This window comes from Streptomyces buecherae, from assembly GCF_014295035.1.
Taxonomy (GTDB): Bacteria; Actinomycetota; Actinomycetes; order Streptomycetales; family Streptomycetaceae; genus Streptomyces; species Streptomyces youssoufiensis.
In genome coordinates this window covers 7,992,975-8,007,809 of the sequence record NZ_CP060404.1, presented here as the reverse complement: position 1 = coordinate 8,007,809, position 14,835 = coordinate 7,992,975, and the positions used below count along the sequence as shown (strand labels likewise).

General features: G+C 75.4%; 12 protein-coding genes. 11 read left to right on the top strand and 1 reads right to left on the bottom strand.

The window, feature by feature from the left end; all coding sequences use genetic code 11:
* The first annotated feature begins 359 nt into the window (after nt 1-359).
* Nucleotides 360-1,118 carry a TetR/AcrR family transcriptional regulator gene (locus H7H31_RS31785; protein ID WP_187062691.1) on the top strand — a complete coding sequence of 253 codons (759 nt, stop codon included), beginning with the start codon at nt 360-362 and terminating at the stop codon, nt 1,116-1,118.
* A gap of 192 nt (nt 1,119-1,310) precedes the next feature.
* On the top strand, nt 1,311-2,717 hold the full coding sequence (locus H7H31_RS31780; protein ID WP_187062690.1) for an FAD-dependent oxidoreductase: 1,407 nt from the start codon (nt 1,311-1,313) through the stop codon (nt 2,715-2,717).
* A gap of 52 nt (nt 2,718-2,769) precedes the next feature.
* On the opposite strand, the gene H7H31_RS31775 is transcribed toward H7H31_RS31780, so the two are convergent.
* Entirely contained in the window at nt 2,770-3,132 is a 363-nt protein-coding gene (locus tag H7H31_RS31775) for an ArsR/SmtB family transcription factor (protein WP_232110181.1), read from the bottom strand.
* 335 nt (nt 3,133-3,467) lie between these two features.
* Between H7H31_RS31775 and H7H31_RS31770 the strand changes: the two genes are divergently transcribed.
* The 9 genes from H7H31_RS31770 (at nt 3,468) to H7H31_RS31730 (ending at nt 14,775) form a co-directional block, all read left to right on the top strand.
* A complete protein-coding gene (locus H7H31_RS31770; RefSeq protein WP_176160256.1) occupies nt 3,468-3,725 on the top strand; it encodes an acyl carrier protein in 258 nt (85 codons plus the stop codon).
* Nucleotides 3,726-3,911: 186 nt separating this feature from the next.
* Nucleotides 3,912-4,931: an asparagine synthase-related protein gene (locus tag H7H31_RS31765; protein ID WP_187062689.1), complete on the top strand. Its 1,020-nt coding sequence runs from the start codon at nt 3,912-3,914 to the stop codon at nt 4,929-4,931.
* Nucleotides 4,928-5,617, top strand: coding sequence for a nickel pincer cofactor biosynthesis protein LarB (larB, locus tag H7H31_RS31760; protein WP_187062688.1), 690 nt, complete (start codon nt 4,928-4,930; stop codon nt 5,615-5,617). Before H7H31_RS31765 ends, larB begins: the two co-directional genes overlap by 4 nt.
* Nucleotides 5,610-7,235, top strand: coding sequence for a nickel pincer cofactor biosynthesis protein LarC (gene larC / locus H7H31_RS31755; protein WP_232110180.1), 1,626 nt, complete (start codon nt 5,610-5,612; stop codon nt 7,233-7,235). The genes larB and larC overlap by 8 nt, the downstream gene beginning before the upstream one ends.
* A 251-nt stretch (nt 7,236-7,486) precedes the next feature.
* The gene (locus tag H7H31_RS31750; RefSeq protein ID WP_187062687.1) at nt 7,487-9,802 is read left to right on the top strand and encodes an HAD-IB family hydrolase; all 2,316 of its coding nucleotides are present in this window, start codon (nt 7,487-7,489) and stop codon (nt 9,800-9,802) included.
* Nucleotides 9,799-11,376 (top strand): lactate racemase domain-containing protein, encoded by a 1,578-nt coding sequence (locus tag H7H31_RS31745; RefSeq protein WP_187062686.1) that lies wholly within the window; start codon nt 9,799-9,801, stop codon nt 11,374-11,376. The genes H7H31_RS31750 and H7H31_RS31745 overlap by 4 nt, the downstream gene beginning before the upstream one ends.
* On the top strand, nt 11,373-12,476 hold the full coding sequence (locus H7H31_RS31740; RefSeq protein ID WP_187062685.1) for a lysophospholipid acyltransferase family protein: 1,104 nt from the start codon (nt 11,373-11,375) through the stop codon (nt 12,474-12,476). Before H7H31_RS31745 ends, H7H31_RS31740 begins: the two co-directional genes overlap by 4 nt.
* A gap of 156 nt (nt 12,477-12,632) precedes the next feature.
* Nucleotides 12,633-13,751 carry an NADH:flavin oxidoreductase/NADH oxidase gene (locus H7H31_RS31735; protein WP_187059921.1) on the top strand — a complete coding sequence of 373 codons (1,119 nt, stop codon included), beginning with the start codon at nt 12,633-12,635 and terminating at the stop codon, nt 13,749-13,751.
* 346 nt (nt 13,752-14,097) lie between these two features.
* The gene (locus tag H7H31_RS31730) at nt 14,098-14,775 is read left to right on the top strand and encodes a uracil-DNA glycosylase (protein WP_187059922.1); all 678 of its coding nucleotides are present in this window, start codon (nt 14,098-14,100) and stop codon (nt 14,773-14,775) included.
* Nucleotides 14,776-14,835 lie beyond the last annotated feature (60 nt).

Below are 14,835 nucleotides of genomic sequence, written 5' to 3'. Positions count from 1 at the left end.
GGGCTCCCCGGGGCGAGTGAGTGCCGTGTGGCGGAGGTGCGTGATGGGCGCGCGTGCGCGGGAGTGGGGCCACCGGGGCCGGTGCGACAGCGCGGTCATGTCGACCCGGTCGCCGGCCGGCGGGCACCGCCGCCGTGGCCCGGTCGAGAGCCCCGGGCCGACCGCGAGCCCGCTTCCGCGCACGCCGGCGACCGCGGTCGCTGGCCGTCTCACCCCCGTTGCGACCACCGATTTCGGACGATCCCCCGCGTCGCCCGAAATCGGCGGCCAAACCGGTGTTCGCCCTGTTCAGAAGGGGCGGACAACCGGAGACCCACTGAGTATATTGGCTTCGAGCCAGTCAACGCAGGAGTTACAGCATGTCCCCGCGCAGCGCATCGGTCAATGAGGAGTTGCGCCGACGCTCCCAACAGCGTCTGCTCCAGGCGACCGTCGATCTTGTCGATGAGTACGGCTACGAGGCCACGACGCTCGCGAGCATCGCCGATCGCGCGGGCGCCGCACGCGGCCTGGTGTCGTACTACTTTCCCGGGAAGCGCCAGCTCCTCCAGTCCGCCGTGCACCGCCTGATGCACACCGAACTGGCGGCGGCGCTGGCCCGCGAACCCGTGCCGACCGGCGACGACGCCGGGCGCGAGCTGCTGGCCCGGGCCATCGACGCGATCCTCGGCCTCGCCCGGGACCGGCCCCGGCTGATGCGTACGCACATGGCGGGCATCCTGCAGGCGGAGGGCTTCATCCAGTGCGCCGAGCAGCAACGGCTGGCCGAGCTGCTCCGGGAGACGGTGGTCGCGTACGGCAGCGACGACCCCGACACCGACTACCGGCTGCTGCGCGCCCTCCTGATGGGCGCCGTCGTGGCCGTCCTGCTGCCCGGTGCGCCGATGCCGACCGCGCGGCTGCGCGCGGAACTCTTCCACCGCTACGGCCTCGACTGGGAGCTGGGCGACCCGCCGCCGAGTTCGGAGGACGCGCCGGAGCCGCCCACCGCCGGCGCCCCGCGACCGACGCCCGCCCCGCCGGCGTCGGCCCCGCCGGCCGGTCGGGCGGGGTCAGAGCCCGTACCCGATGAAGACGCCGACGCCGATACCGACGGACCCGCCGTCTCCCGCACCTGACCGCCGGGGAGCGCGCGCCGGCGCGCGCTCCGAGCGACGCCCCGTGGGTCCGGGTGGGCCCGGCGGCGGGGTCGGTCTCCGCCCGAGCCACGGTCGGGCCGGCGGCGGGGGGTGTCGGCGACTGTCGGCGCACGCCTCCCGCCGGGCCCGCGCCGGTGCCATGCTGGAGGCCCAGCGGGAAGGAGTTCCGCCGTGCTCCGCGTCGCCGTCGTCGGTTCGGGTCCCAGCGGTGTGTACACCGCGCAGGCCCTCCTCCAACAGTCCCTCGTGCCCGACGTCGTCGTGCACGTCCTCGACCGACTGCCCTGCCCCTTCGGGCTGGTCCGATACGGGGTGGCTCCCGACCACGAGAAGATCAAGTCGCTCCAGGGCAACCTGCGCACCGTCCTTGAGGACCCCCGGGTCACCTTCCTCGGCAACGTGCGCGTCGGTGATACCGGCCTCTCGCCGCAGCGGCTGCGCGAGCTCTACCACGCGGTGGTGTACTGCGTGGGGGCCGCCGCCGACCGCCACCTCGGAGTGCCGGGCGAGGAGCTACCGGGGAGCCGTTCGGCCACCGACTTCGTCTCCTGGTACAGCGCCCACCCGGACGCCGAGGCGGACGACTTCGCGCTCGCCACCCCGTCCGCCGTGGTGATCGGGGTCGGCAACGTGGCGGTGGACGTGGCCCGCGTGCTCGCCAAGGACGCGGCGGAGCTGCGTTCCACCGACGTGCCCGCGGGCGCGCTCACCGCGCTCGGCCGCAGCCGGGTGCGCGACATCCACATGGTGGGCCGGCGCGGCCCCTCGCAGGCCAAGTTCACCACCAAGGAGTTGCGCGAGCTGGGCGCGCTGCCCGGGGCGAGCGTGCGGGTGCGCCCCGAGGAGTTGACGCTCGACCCGGGGTTCGTCGACCCGTCCGGCCTGCCCGCCGTGAACCGGCGCAACGTGGACGTGCTGCGTACGTGGGCCGCGCAGCCGCCGGCCGACCGGCCACGCCGCATCCACCTGCGCTTCTTCCTGCGCCCCGTGGCACTCCTCGGCCATGGGAGCGCGCCGCCCGCTGACGCCGGCGCGGCGGGTCAGGCCGCCTGGCCCGGGGCGGCCGGCGTCGGGGTGCGGGCGGTGCGCTTCGAGCGCACGGCGTCCGACGGGCGCGGCGGCGTGGTGGGCACCGGTAGGTATGAGGACATCGACGCGCGCCTGGTGCTGCGCTCGGTCGGGTACCGCGGGGTGCCGCTGCCGGGCCTGCCGTTCGACGCGGAGCGCGGCACGGTGCCCCACCGGGCGGGCCGGGTGCTGCGGGAGGGGGCGCCGGCACCGGGCGAGTACGTGGCGGGCTGGATCAAGCGCGGGCCCACGGGCGTGATCGGCACCAACCGGCCCTGCGCGAAGGAGACCGTCAACTCGCTGCTCGCCGACGCGCCACGGCTCGCCTCGCGGGAGGTGGCCGCCGATCCGCTGGCGGCGCTGCGCGGGCTGGGTCAGGAGCCGGTGGAGTGGCCCGGCTGGTTGCGGATCGAGGAGGCGGAGGCCGCGCTGGGACGGGAGTTGGGGCGTACGCAGGTCAAGATCCCCGACTGGGAGGGGCTGTTGGACGCGGCCCGCGCCCGGCCCTGAGGCCACGGGGCCCCCGCCGCCGGCTCGGCCGGCCGCGGCGGGGGCTGGCGGATCACTGCCCGGCCAGGCGTTGTTCCTGGTGGTGGGCGGCGGTCAGCACGCTGTCCAACAAGCCGGGGAACAGGCGCTCCAACTCCTCCGTGCGCAGCAGGCTCATCTTGGCGGTGCCACGGTAGATCTGCTGGATGACGCCGCTCTCGCGCAGCACGCGGAAGTGGTGGGTACAGGTGGACTTGCTCACCGGCAGGTCGAAGACGGAGCAGGCCAGTTCGCCGCCGTCGGTGGCGAGCCGGCACACGATGCGCAGTCGCATGGGGTCGGACAGCGCGTGCAGCACGTGTTCGAGGCGGATGTCGTCGGTGTCCGGATGGTCGAGTACCCGGCCCGACGGGGCGGGGGCCTGCTGAGTTGCCACGGCTGCTCCTCACGCTGCTCCGAACGGCGGGGCACGGCAGGGGCGCGCCGAATTCTGCCATCCACCGTACTACGACGGAAATCGTACAACACGGGCCCGGAAACGCGAAGGGCCTTCCGTGTCCGATACGGGCGTCCGCGCCGCTCGCCGCCACCGACGGTCGCGTGGGAAAGTCGCTCGATATGCTTTTCTTTTTCGCGGCCCCGGGCCGCGACTGCAAATGAGTGAAACATCGCCGGCCGGTTTGTTCATGTCCCGCGCCTGTCGCGACACTTGAGGCCGCGCGCACAGCGCCCTGAAAATGCGCGGCACCACCAGGCGAGGAGTGCACATCGATGAGCGATGCCCTTGGCGTCATCACGGAAATTCTGGCCGAACAGTTCGAGGTCGACCAGGCCGTACTGCGCCCGGAAACCACGCTCGAGGAGTTGGAGCTGGACTCGCTCGCCCTCCTGGAATTCTCCCTGGTGCTCGCGGAACGCACCGGCCTGCGGGTCAGTGACGAGGACGTCACCCGCGACCTCACCCTGCGGCAGATCGCGGAATGGATCGAGACCGGCCGCGACCTCGCCGAGGCCGGGCTGCGGACCTGACGGGACGCGCACGATCGACGGCCGGCGGGCGGCGCACGGCGGGCGCGCCACGTAGCTGAGCCGCGTGGCCGCCCGGCGGCGGGCGCGCGGCCCGCGTCGACACCCGTCCCGCACGGTGCGCCCCACGCGGCCCGAGTCGCCGCCGAACGTGCCACCGATCACTCCTGAGGAGAAAGGCGCGGATTCTTGGCGCGCAAGAGCACGACGCTCGGCGAGAGAGAAAACGAAAGCGAAAGCGAGCAGCGAACCGGGCGCGTTCCCGATTCGTCCGCCCTGCTTTCGACCCTGTCCGCACACGCGCCCCTGGCCGTCGCGTTCTCCGGCGGTGTCGATTCCGCCGTGGTCCTCGCCGCCGCGGTACGGACGTGGGGCCGTACGGGCACACTCGCGGTCGTCGCGGATTCCCCGGCGTTGGCCAGAGACGAACTGTACGGTGCACGGCGCACGGCGGCGGAGATCGGCGCCGAGCTGGTCGTGGTGGCTACCGACGAATGGACGGTCCCCGGCTACCGGGAGAATTCCGGGGACCGCTGCTACTTCTGCAAGCGCACCGTGCTGGCGCGGGTGGCCGAGGTGGCGGCCGAGCGCGGGTTCCACGGCGTCGCGACGGGCACGCACCGCGACGACCGACGGGCCGCGCACCGGCCGGGGCTGCGCGCGGCGGCGGAACTCGGCGTCGCCGAGCCGCTGGCCGACGCCGGCCTGGGCAAGCGCGAGGTGCGCGCCGTGGCCGCCGCGTGGGGGCTGTCGGTCGCGGAGAAGCCGGGCACGCCCTGCCTCTCGTCGCGGGTGGCGGTCGGGGTGCCGGTGACGCGGGAGCGGCTCGCACTGGTGGAGCGGGCCGAGGAGTTGGTTCGCGCGGAGCCGGCGGCGGGCCGCGTCCCGGTCACCGACGTACGGGTGCGGCTCCTGGCGGCAGACTTCCGCATCGAGCTGGGGCCGCCCGCGTACGACTGGCTCGGCGGGCGGCCGGAGCGGGCCGGCGCGTTGCTGCGCCGCGTGGCGGCGGCGACGCGGCTCGGCCCGGGGACGGTGGCCCGCTACCGCTCCGGAGCCGTGAGCACGGGGCCCGGGCCGGCCGCTGGTCCTGGTCCGGGTCCGGGTCGTGGACAGTGTCGTACGGGGCGCGCTGGCCCCCTCGTGCCGCGGCCCGTTGGCCCGCGAGGGGACGGCGCCTCGCGCGCGGTGGTCGAGGGCGCCTCGTGAGCGAGACCGAGGCCCTGCGGGTGGCCGACTACGCCCGGCTCGACATCGCGCGACGCGACCGGACCGGGGTGCCGGAGGTGGTGTTCGCGCAGGCCAAGACGGTGGCCCAGACGCTGCGGCTGCTGGCCGAGCTGCGCGCGGGCGACCCGGGCGCGCCGGCCCTGGCGACCCGGTGCCCGGATGAGGTGCTGGCCGCCGCGCCCACCGCGTTCGGCACCGACCCCGTGTGCGTCGACGAGGTGGCGCGGACGGTCACGGTGGGCCCGCTGCCACCGCCGCGCGGGAGGGTCGGCGTGCTGACGGCCGGGACCTGCGACCTGCCGGTGGCACGCGAGTGCCTGGCCACGCTGGCGGCGCTGGGGGTGGGAGCGACGCTGGTGGACGACGTGGGCGTCGCGGGCATCGGCCGGCTGTTCGCGCAGTTGCCGCGGTTGCACGACGTCGACTGCGCGCTCGTCGTGGCCGGCATGGACGGCGCCCTGCCCAGCGTGGTGGCCGGCCTGTTGCGCGCGCCGGTGGTCGGGGTGCCCACGAGCGTGGGGTACGGGGTGGCGTCGGGTGGCGTCACCGCCCTGGGCTCGATGCTCGCCGCCTGCGCGCCCGGCCTGACGGTCGTCAACATCGACAACGGCTTCGGGGCCGCGGTCCACGCGGCGAAGGTGATCAACGCGGTGCACGGTGACTGAGCCGAAGCCGCTCAGCGGCGCGCAGCCGCCGGGTGCGGCGCCCGCTCGGCCCGGGACGGACGAGGCGTACCAGGCGCCACTGGCCCGCATGGAGAGCGGGCCGCGACACGACATGGAGACGCACGCGATGAGCGAACCCCCCGAGGCGGGGCCGGCCTCGACCACGCCCACGGAGCGACCGGCCCCCGCCGCGCCGCAGCCGCCTTCCCCGCACGCCGGGTCCCGTCCGGTGGCCGAGCCCCGGCAGGGCGCCGCGCCGCCGGCCGTGCCCGCCGCCCCGGAGCCCTGCGACACGGCCGAGCCGCAGGGACCGTCGGGCAGCCAGGCGGCCCCGGGCGCGCCGGCGCCGGCGGGCGTGGGCGGCGCGCCGGTGCGGGCGGCCCACCTGGACTGCACCGCCGGCGTCGCGGGCGACATGCTGCTGGCCGCGCTGGTGGACGCGGGGGCCGACCCGCGCGTGGTGGCCGACGCGGTGGCCGCCCTCGACGTGCCCGGCCTCGCGGTGCGCACCCGGCCCGCGCGGCGCGGTGGGTTCGCCTGCCTACGGGCCCACGTGGAGCGGCCGTCCGTCCCCGACCACGCCCGGCGCCTGCCGCAGGTGCTCGCGCTGCTCGCCGCCGCGCGCCTGGCGCCTGACGTCGCCCGCTTCGCGCGCCGGGTCTTCGAGCTGCTCGCCGAGGCCGAGGCGCTGGTGCACGGCACGGCGCCGGAGCAGGTGCACTTCCACGAGGTCGGGGCGCACGACGCGCTGGCGGACGTGGTGGGTTGCGCGGCGGCTCTGGCCGACCTGGGGTTGCTGGCCGCGGGCGCCCAGGTCACCTGTTCCGCGCTGGCCGCGGGCAGCGGGCACGTCGACAGCGCCCACGGCCGACTGCCGGTGCCGGTGCCCGCCGTGCTCCGCATCGCCGCGCGGCACGGGCTCGCGCTGGTCGCGGGCGAGCTGACCGGGGAGCGTACGACGCCGACCGGGGCCGCGCTGGTGGCGGCGGTCGCCACGCCGGGGCCCATGGCCGCGATGACGGTGCGCGCGGTCGGTGTCGGCGGGGGCAGCCGGGACACCGCTGAGGGGCCCAACATCACGCGCGTCGTGCTGGGCGAGGCCCTTGACGTGCCGTCGGCCGCGGTCTCGGGCGAGGTCGTGGTGGTCGAGAGCACCGTGGACGACCTGGACCCCCGGTTGTGGCCGTCGGTGCTCGACGCGCTGCGCGCGGCCGGGGCGTGGGACTGCTGGACGATCGGTACCGTCGGCCGCCGTGGTCGGCCGGGTCGGCTGGTCACGGCACTGTGCGCGGCCGAGGTGCGGCCCGCCGTCACCGACGTACTGCTGCGGCACACCACGACGTTGGGCGTGCGCTGGTCCGTACAGCGGCGCACTACGCTGCCGCGCCGGGTGGTGACGGTGGCCGTCGGCCCGCCCGGGCGGGAGCAGTACGTGCCGGTCAAGATCGCCGACGTGCCGGGCGGTGAGGTCACGGTGCAGCCGGAGCTGGCCGACGCGGAGCGTGCCGCGCGGGCCCTGGGGTGGCCGGTCCGGCAGGTCTGCGCGGCGGCCATCAGCAACTACCTGCGCGAGCCCCCCGCCCGCGCGGTCCCGCGCCAGCCCCCGGGCCACACCTGATCGCCCGCCGCTCCCTCGTCTCCCCCGCACCGGGGCGTACGCCGCCGGCCGGCCCGCCGGCCCGGCGGCGGCACGCGACCACCGCCGTCGGACCGCTCCCCCACGACCGCCTCCCGTCGGCGGCCCGGCGGCCCGGCAGCCTGCGGCCGGCGCTCGCGCCGCCACCGTGGCGCCCATCCGTCCGCCCGCTCACCGTGCCGTGCCTCCATCCCCCTCCCCCGTCCCCCGTCGTCGCCGACCCAGAGGAAGCCATGCCGCGCACCTACGCCGTCACCAGCCTGAAGGGGGCGCACGTCCTCCTCACCGGGGCCACCGGATTCATCGGGCAGGCCGTGCTGGAGCGGCTGCTCGCCGATCACCCCGACACCCGCGTCAGCCTCCTGTTGCGCGGCCGGGGCGGGTGTGGGGGCCGTGACCGTCTGGTGCGGCTGCTGCGCAAGGACGTGTTTCGGCGGTGGCACGAACGGCCGGGCGGCGACGACGAGTTGGCCGACGCGGCGCGCCGTGTCCAGGTCGTCGAGGGCGATCTGGAGAGTGTGACGGGGCTGCCGGACGACCTGGACACGGTCATCCACTGCGCGTCGGCGGTCACCTTCGACCCGCCCATCGACGAGGCGTTCGGCTCCAACGTCGCCGGGGCCGTCCGACTGTGCGAGCAGTTGGCCCGCCAGCCCGTCCCGCCGCACCTGGTCTACGTCTCCACCGCCTACGTGTCGGCACCCGGCCACGGCACGGTGCGCGAGGAGCCGCTGCGGCACACGGTGGACTGGCGGCAGGAGTTGGCCGCCAGCCAGACCGTACGCGCGGAGGTCGAGCGGGACTCGCGGCGCCCGGAGGTGCTGCGCCGGCTGCTGCGGGAGGCGGACCGGGCGCACGCGCCGTGCGGCAACCAGGTGGTGGCCGGGCACGCCGAGGAGGCCAGGCGGGCGTGGGTGGCGCGGCGGCTGGTCGCCTACGGGCGGGCCCGGGCCAACGCGCTGGGGTGGACGGACGTGTACACCTGCACCAAGGCGCTGGCCGAACGCGCCACCGAGGAGAGCTGGGCCGGGCGGCCCCTGACCGTGCTGCGGCCGGCCATCGTCGAGAGCGCGCTGCACCACCCGTACCCGGGCTGGATCGACGGGCACAAGATGCTCGACCCGCTGATCATCGACTACGGGACGGGGGCCATGTGGGACCTGCCGGGCGATCCGGACGCCGTCCTGGACGTCATCCCGGCGGACCTGGTGGTCAACGCGATCCTGGCCGCTGCCGCGGCGACACCGCCGGCGGACGCCCCGCACTACTTCCACGTCGGCTCCGGGGCCGGCAACCCGCTGACCTACGGGGCGTTCCACGACCACCTGGACGCGTACTTCACCCGGCATCCGCTGCCCGATCCGTCCGGGCGCGGCCATCTGCGGCACGCCCGGTGGCGGTTCCAGAGCCCGGCGCGGGTGCGGACGGCGCTCGACCTCGCCGACCGGGTCGTCGCGGCGGCCGGGAGCGCGCTGGAGTGGCTGCCCGGCGGCGAGCGGGTCCAGGAGCGGGATCGCGCGCTGCGCCACCGGCGCGGCGAACTCGCCCGCCAGCGGCACTACTTCGAGGTGTATCAGCCGTACACCGGCGCGCAGGGCCGCTACGACGACCGGGAGTTGATGGCCCTGCACCGCTCGCTGCCGCCGGAGCTGGCGGCCGAGCGCGGCTTCGATGCGCGCGGCCTTGACTGGCGCGGCTACCTGGAGGAGGTGCACTGCCCGGCGGTCACCCGGCGGCTGCGCGACGCCATGGGGTCGCGCGGGGCGGCGGCCGGTCGGGGGCGCGCGGCGCCCCGCGCGCTGCCGCCGGCGGGCGACGTCGCCGCCGTGTTCGACCTCGACGGCACCGTCGTGGCCGCCGACATGGTCGAGTCCTACCTGTGGGCCCGCCTCGGCTCCGGCTCGCTGCCCGGCCACGCGGCCGAGCTGCTCGATCTGGCCCGCGCGGTGCCCCGCTACCTGCGCGCGGAGCGCGCCGACCGGGCGGCGTTCGTCCGCGCCTTCCTGCGCCGCTACCAGGGCGCCGACGCCGCCGCGCTGCGGAACCTGGTGCGGGACGCGCTGGCGGACGCGCTGCTGCGGCGGGTGCTGCCGGAGGCGGTGCGCCGGGCGCGCGAGCACCGCGCCGCCGGGCACCGCACCGTCCTGGTCACCGGCAGCCTGGACCTGCTGGTCGAGCCGCTGCGCCCGCTCTTCGACGACATCGTGGCCTGCCGGATGGAGAGCCGGGGCGGCGTGCTCTCCGGCCGGCTGGTCGCCCCGCCGGTGGTCGGCGAGGCGCGCGCCGCGTGGCTGCGCGAGTACGCGCGCGAGCACGGGCTGTCCCTGCGACGTTCGTACGCGTACGCCGACAGCTACTCCGACCGGCCCTTCCTGGCCTCGGTCGGCCGGCCCTGCGCGGTCAACCCCGACCTGCGGCTCTACCGGTACGCCGCGCGCCGGCACTGGCCCGTCGTGCGCTGGGGCGCGCACGCGGGCACCCGGTGGGAGGCGCTGACCGAGACGGTGCGGGCCGGCGATGCCAGCACAGCGACAAGGAGCTACGCGTGAGCAGACCCGGACTGGTCCTCGAAGTCGACGAGCGGACACCGCCGTTGCTGGTGTGCGAGGGGGAGGGCTTCCGACTCGAGCAGTTGCCGCACGGCGCCCGGGTCGTCTACCCGCCCGCGTGCCTGCCCGGCATCCGGGACCTGGACGCGGCGATCACCCGGGCGCTGCACCAGCCGCACGGCAGCGATCCGCTGCCCGCGCTGCTGCGCCCCGGCATGCGGCTGACCATCGTCTTCGACGACCTGTCGCTGCCACTGCCGCCCATGCGCAGCCCGGACATCCGGCAGCGGATCATCGAGCACGTGCTGGAGCTGGCCGCCGCGCACCGGGTGGACGACGTGGAGCTGATCGCGGCCAACGCGCTGCACCGCCGCATGACGCCGGCCGAACTGCGGCACGTGGTGGGCGACCGGGTCTTCCGCTCGTTCTTCCCCCGGCACCTGCGCAACCACGACGCGGAGGACCAGGAGAACCTGCTCCACCTCGGCCAGACCGGACACGGCGAGGACGTGGAGATCAACCGCCGGGCGGCGGAGAGCGACCTGATCGTGTACGTGAACATCACGCTGGTGGCGATGAACGGCGGGTCCAAGTCGGTGTCGGTGGGCCTGGCCAGCTACCGCAGCCTGCGCCACCACCACAACGTGGACACCCTGCGCGGCTCGCGCTCCTTCAACGACCCGGCCCGCTCGGCCATGCACCACTCCTACGACCGCATGCAGGACCTGATCGGCGGTCAGGTCAGGGTGTTCACGATCGAGACCGCGCTGAACAACGACGCCTTCCCCCAGCCACTGGGCTTCCTCAGCAAGCGCGAGTGGGAGTGGAACGCGGCGGACCAGGCGGCGTTCATCGGGGCGCGGCGCGGCTCCCGGCTGCTGTCGCCCGCGCTGCGCCGGCGCGCCTTCCACCGGGTGGCCGCGCCCTGGGGCGTGACCAGCGTCGCCGCGGGCGCGCCGAGCGCGGTGCACCCCATCACGCTGCGGCACGTGCACCGGCAGCAGGTCACGCCGGTGTCGGGGCAGGCGGACGTGGGGGTGTTCGGGGTGCCGTACCTGTGCCCGTACAACGTCAACTCGGTGATGAACCCGATCCTGGTCGCCTCGATGGGGCTCGGCTACCTGTTCAACATGTACCTGAACAAGCCCATCGTCCGGCGCGGCGGCGTGGGCATCTTCTACCACCCGCTGCCGAACGAGTTCCACACCGTGCACCACCCGAGCTACCTCGACTTCTACGAGGACGTGCTGACGCAGTCGACCGACCCGGCCGTGGTGGAGAGCAAGTTCGAGGAGCAGTTCGCGACCGACCCGTGGTACGTCCACCTGTACCGCAGGAGCTACGCGTACCACGGGGTGCACCCGTTCTACATGTGGTACTGGTGCGCGCACGCCAGGGAGCACCTGGGCGACGTCATCTTCGTCGGCGCCGATCCGGCGGTCGCCTCCCGCCTCGGGTTCCGCGCGGCCAGCACGCTGGCCGACGCCCTCCAGTTGGCGTCACACACGGTGGGCGGCAGCCCGGAGATCACCTACCTGCACGCCCCGCCGCTGACCCTGGCGGACGTCTCGTGACGGGCGGCCAGGACAGCGGACCCGGCAACCGGGCCGCCCGGTGGCTCGGCGGCGCGGCGCGCGGGAGCGGTGGGAGCCTCCGTCGCGACCTGGCCCTGGTGCGCCAGGGACGCGACTGGCGGGGGCGGGCCAGACCGCCGCGCGGACTGCCGGCCGAGCAGGACGCGGCGCGGGCACCGTTCCGTACCGCCTGGGCCCGGTCGGCACCGGCCGCGCTGGCCCGCGACGCGCTGCGTACCGGCGTGCTGAAGCCGCTGCTGTGGGCGCACGCCCGGCCCGTGGTGACGGGGCGCGAGCACCTGGCGGGGCTGCGGGGCCCGGTGGTGTTCGTGGCCAACCACGCCAGCCACCTCGACACGCCGTTGATCCTGGGGGCGCTGCCGGGGCCCGTCGCGGCCCGGACGACGGTGGGCGCGGCGGCCGACCACTTCTTCGCCTCGCGGCTGACCGGGGTGACGACGGCGTTGCTGTTCAACGCCTTCCCGGTGGACCGGCGCGGCGACCGCGAGACCGGGCGGCGCGGCCACGGTGCCGGGTTGGCGACGCGGTTGATCGACAGCGGTTGGAGCGTGTTGCTGTTCCCCGAGGGGTCGCGCTCCCGTGACGGCTGGATGGGTTGGTTCCGGCTGGGCGCCGCGCGGCTGTGCCTGGATGCCGGGGTGCCGGCCGTGCCGGTGGCGGTGCGGGGCACGTTCGCGGCGTTGCCGCCGGGCGACGCGCTGCCCCGGCGCGACCCCGCTCCGATCAGCGTGCGCTTCGGCCGGCCGGTCGTGGCGCGCCCGGACGAGACGGCGCCGGCGTTCCGCGATCGCATGATGCGCGAGGTCAACGCGTTGTGGGCGGAGTCGGACGTGGGCTGGTACGGGGCGCTGCGCGGAGCGGTGGAGGCCGCCGACACGCCGCCCACCCCGGCCGCGGCGCCGCCGGCGGACGGGGTCCGGCGGGCGGCGCGGTGGCGGCGGGTCTGGGAGTCCACGCGCCCCACGGAGCGGCCGGGGCGGCGCCGCGTGTGGGGCGGCCCGGCGCCGACCTGGCCCCGGCAGCGGGGTGCGGGCAGCGGCGCGGCCGACGGGGCGCGGGGCGGGGCGCGGCGGTCGTAGTGGCGCGCGCCCGGGGCGGGCGGGGCGGGGTGGAGGCGTGGGGCCGCCGCCCCGCCCCGCAGCGTTTGTACGAGGGGTCTCGTAATTTGATGAGCGACGTACTACGATCAGCACCGTACAAACCCGCACCCCATCGCCCCGCGAAGTGGAGTAGTCGTGAGCGCCCTGTTCGAGCCGTACACCCTGCGGACGCTGACCATCCCGAACCGCATCTGGATGGCCCCGATGTGCCAGTACTCCGCCGAGGTCTTCGGGCCGAACGCCGGTGTGGCGGGCGACTGGCACCACACGCACTACACCTCGCGGGCCGTCGGCGGCGCCGGCCTCATCCTGGTCGAGGCCACCGCCGTCTCCCCCGAGGGCCGGATCAGCCCCGCCGACCTGGGCATCTGGAACGACACCCAGGTCGAGGCGCTGCGCCGGATCACCACGTCACTCAAGGAGCACGGCACCGTCCCGGGAATCCAGATCGCCCACGCCGGGCGCAAGGCGAGCACCGACCGCCCCTGGCGCGGCGGCGCCCCGATCACCGACCCCGCGCAGCACGGCTGGCAGCCGGTCGGGCCGAGCCCGATCGCCTTCGACGCCGACCACCCGGTCCCCGACGAGCTGACGGAGGAGCGGATAGACGAGATCGTCGGCCAGTTCGCGGACGCGGCCCGGCGCGCGCTCGCCGCCGGCTTCGAGGTCATCGAGGTGCACGGCGCGCACGGGTACCTGATCGGCGAGTTCCTCTCCCCGCACAGCAACCACCGCACGGACGCGTACGGCGGCTCGTACGAGAACCGCACCCGCTTCGCGCTCCGGGTCGTGGACGCGGTACGCGCGGTGTGGCCACGGGAGTTGCCGGTCTTCTTCCGGATCTCGGCGACCGACTGGTTGCAGGAGACCGCGCGGGCGGACGACTCGGCGGCCGACGGCCCGCTCGGCTGGACGGCCGACGACACGGTGCGCTTCGCGCGCGACCTGCACGCCCACGGCGTGGACCTGCTCGACGTCTCCACCGGCGGCAACGCCACCGGCGTCCGCATCCCCACCGGCCCCGGCTACCAGGTCCCCTTCGCGGCCCGGGTGAAGACGGAGACCGACCTTCCGGTCGCGGCCGTCGGCAAGATCACCGAGCCGGAGCAGGCCGAGAAGATCCTCCAGTCCGGCGAGGCGGACGCGGTGCTGCTCGGCCGGGAGCTGCTGCGCGACCCGTACTGGGCGCACCGCGCGGCGCGCGCCCTCGGACGCACCCCGGACTACCCCAACCCGTACTCCTGGGCCGCCTGACCTCCACCCCGCGACCACGCCGACCTGCGCGAACACGCTCCGGGGACGCCGTTGTCAGTGGCCGGCCGCACACTGGCGACAGTAAGCGACGGCTGGGACAACGGCGTCCCGGGAGGTGATCGGCATGACGGAAGCGCTGCTGGCCGTGGGCACCCGCGAGGGCCTGTTCCGGGCCGCGGGCGCGGTGGCGGCCGGGGTGACGGTCGCCGTCTCGACCGCCGGGGTCTTACGGGCCACGGACGGCGACGCCTGGCGCCAGCGCGCCCGCCACCTGCCGGACGTGCTGTGCGTACGGGCGGTCACGGTCGGGCGAGGGGGCCCCTCGTGGGCCAGTAGAGTGACGGCCGTGGCTGGACGACCGTTGAACGAAATCGTGGAACCCGGCTGGGCCAAGGCACTTGAGCCCGTAGCCGAACGCATCACGGCGATGGGGACCTTCCTGCGCGCCGAGATCGCGGCAGGACGTACGTACCTCCCGGCGGGGCAGCACGTACTACGCGCCTTCCAACAACCCTTCGACGACGTCCGGGTGCTGATCGTCGGACAGGACCCGTACCCCACCCCGGGACATGCCGTGGGGCTCAGCTTCGCGGTCGCCCCCGAGGTGCGTCCGCTGCCCGGCAGCCTGCAGAACATCTTCCAGGAGTTGCACACCGACCTCGGCCATCCCCGGCCCTCCAACGGGGACTTGACCCCCTGGACCGAGCAGGGCGTGCTGCTGCTCAACAGGGCGCTCACCACCGCCCCACGCAAGCCGGCGGCGCACCGGGGCAAGGGCTGGGAAGAGGTCACCGAGCAGGCCATCCGGGCGCTGGTCGGGCGCGGCAAGCCGCTGGTGTCGATCCTGTGGGGGCGTGACGCGCGCAACCTGCGCCCGCTGCTCGGCAGCCTGCCCGCCGTCGAGTCAGCCCACCCCTCGCCCATGTCGGCCGACCGCGGATTCTTCGGCTCGCGCCCGTTCAGCCGGGCCAACGACCTGCTGGAGCGGCAGGGGGCGCAGCCGGTGGAGTGGCGACTGCCCTGAGCCCGGCCCGCCCGCCCGCGCGCCGTACCGCCTGCCGCCTGACCGGCGGCGTTCGGAAGT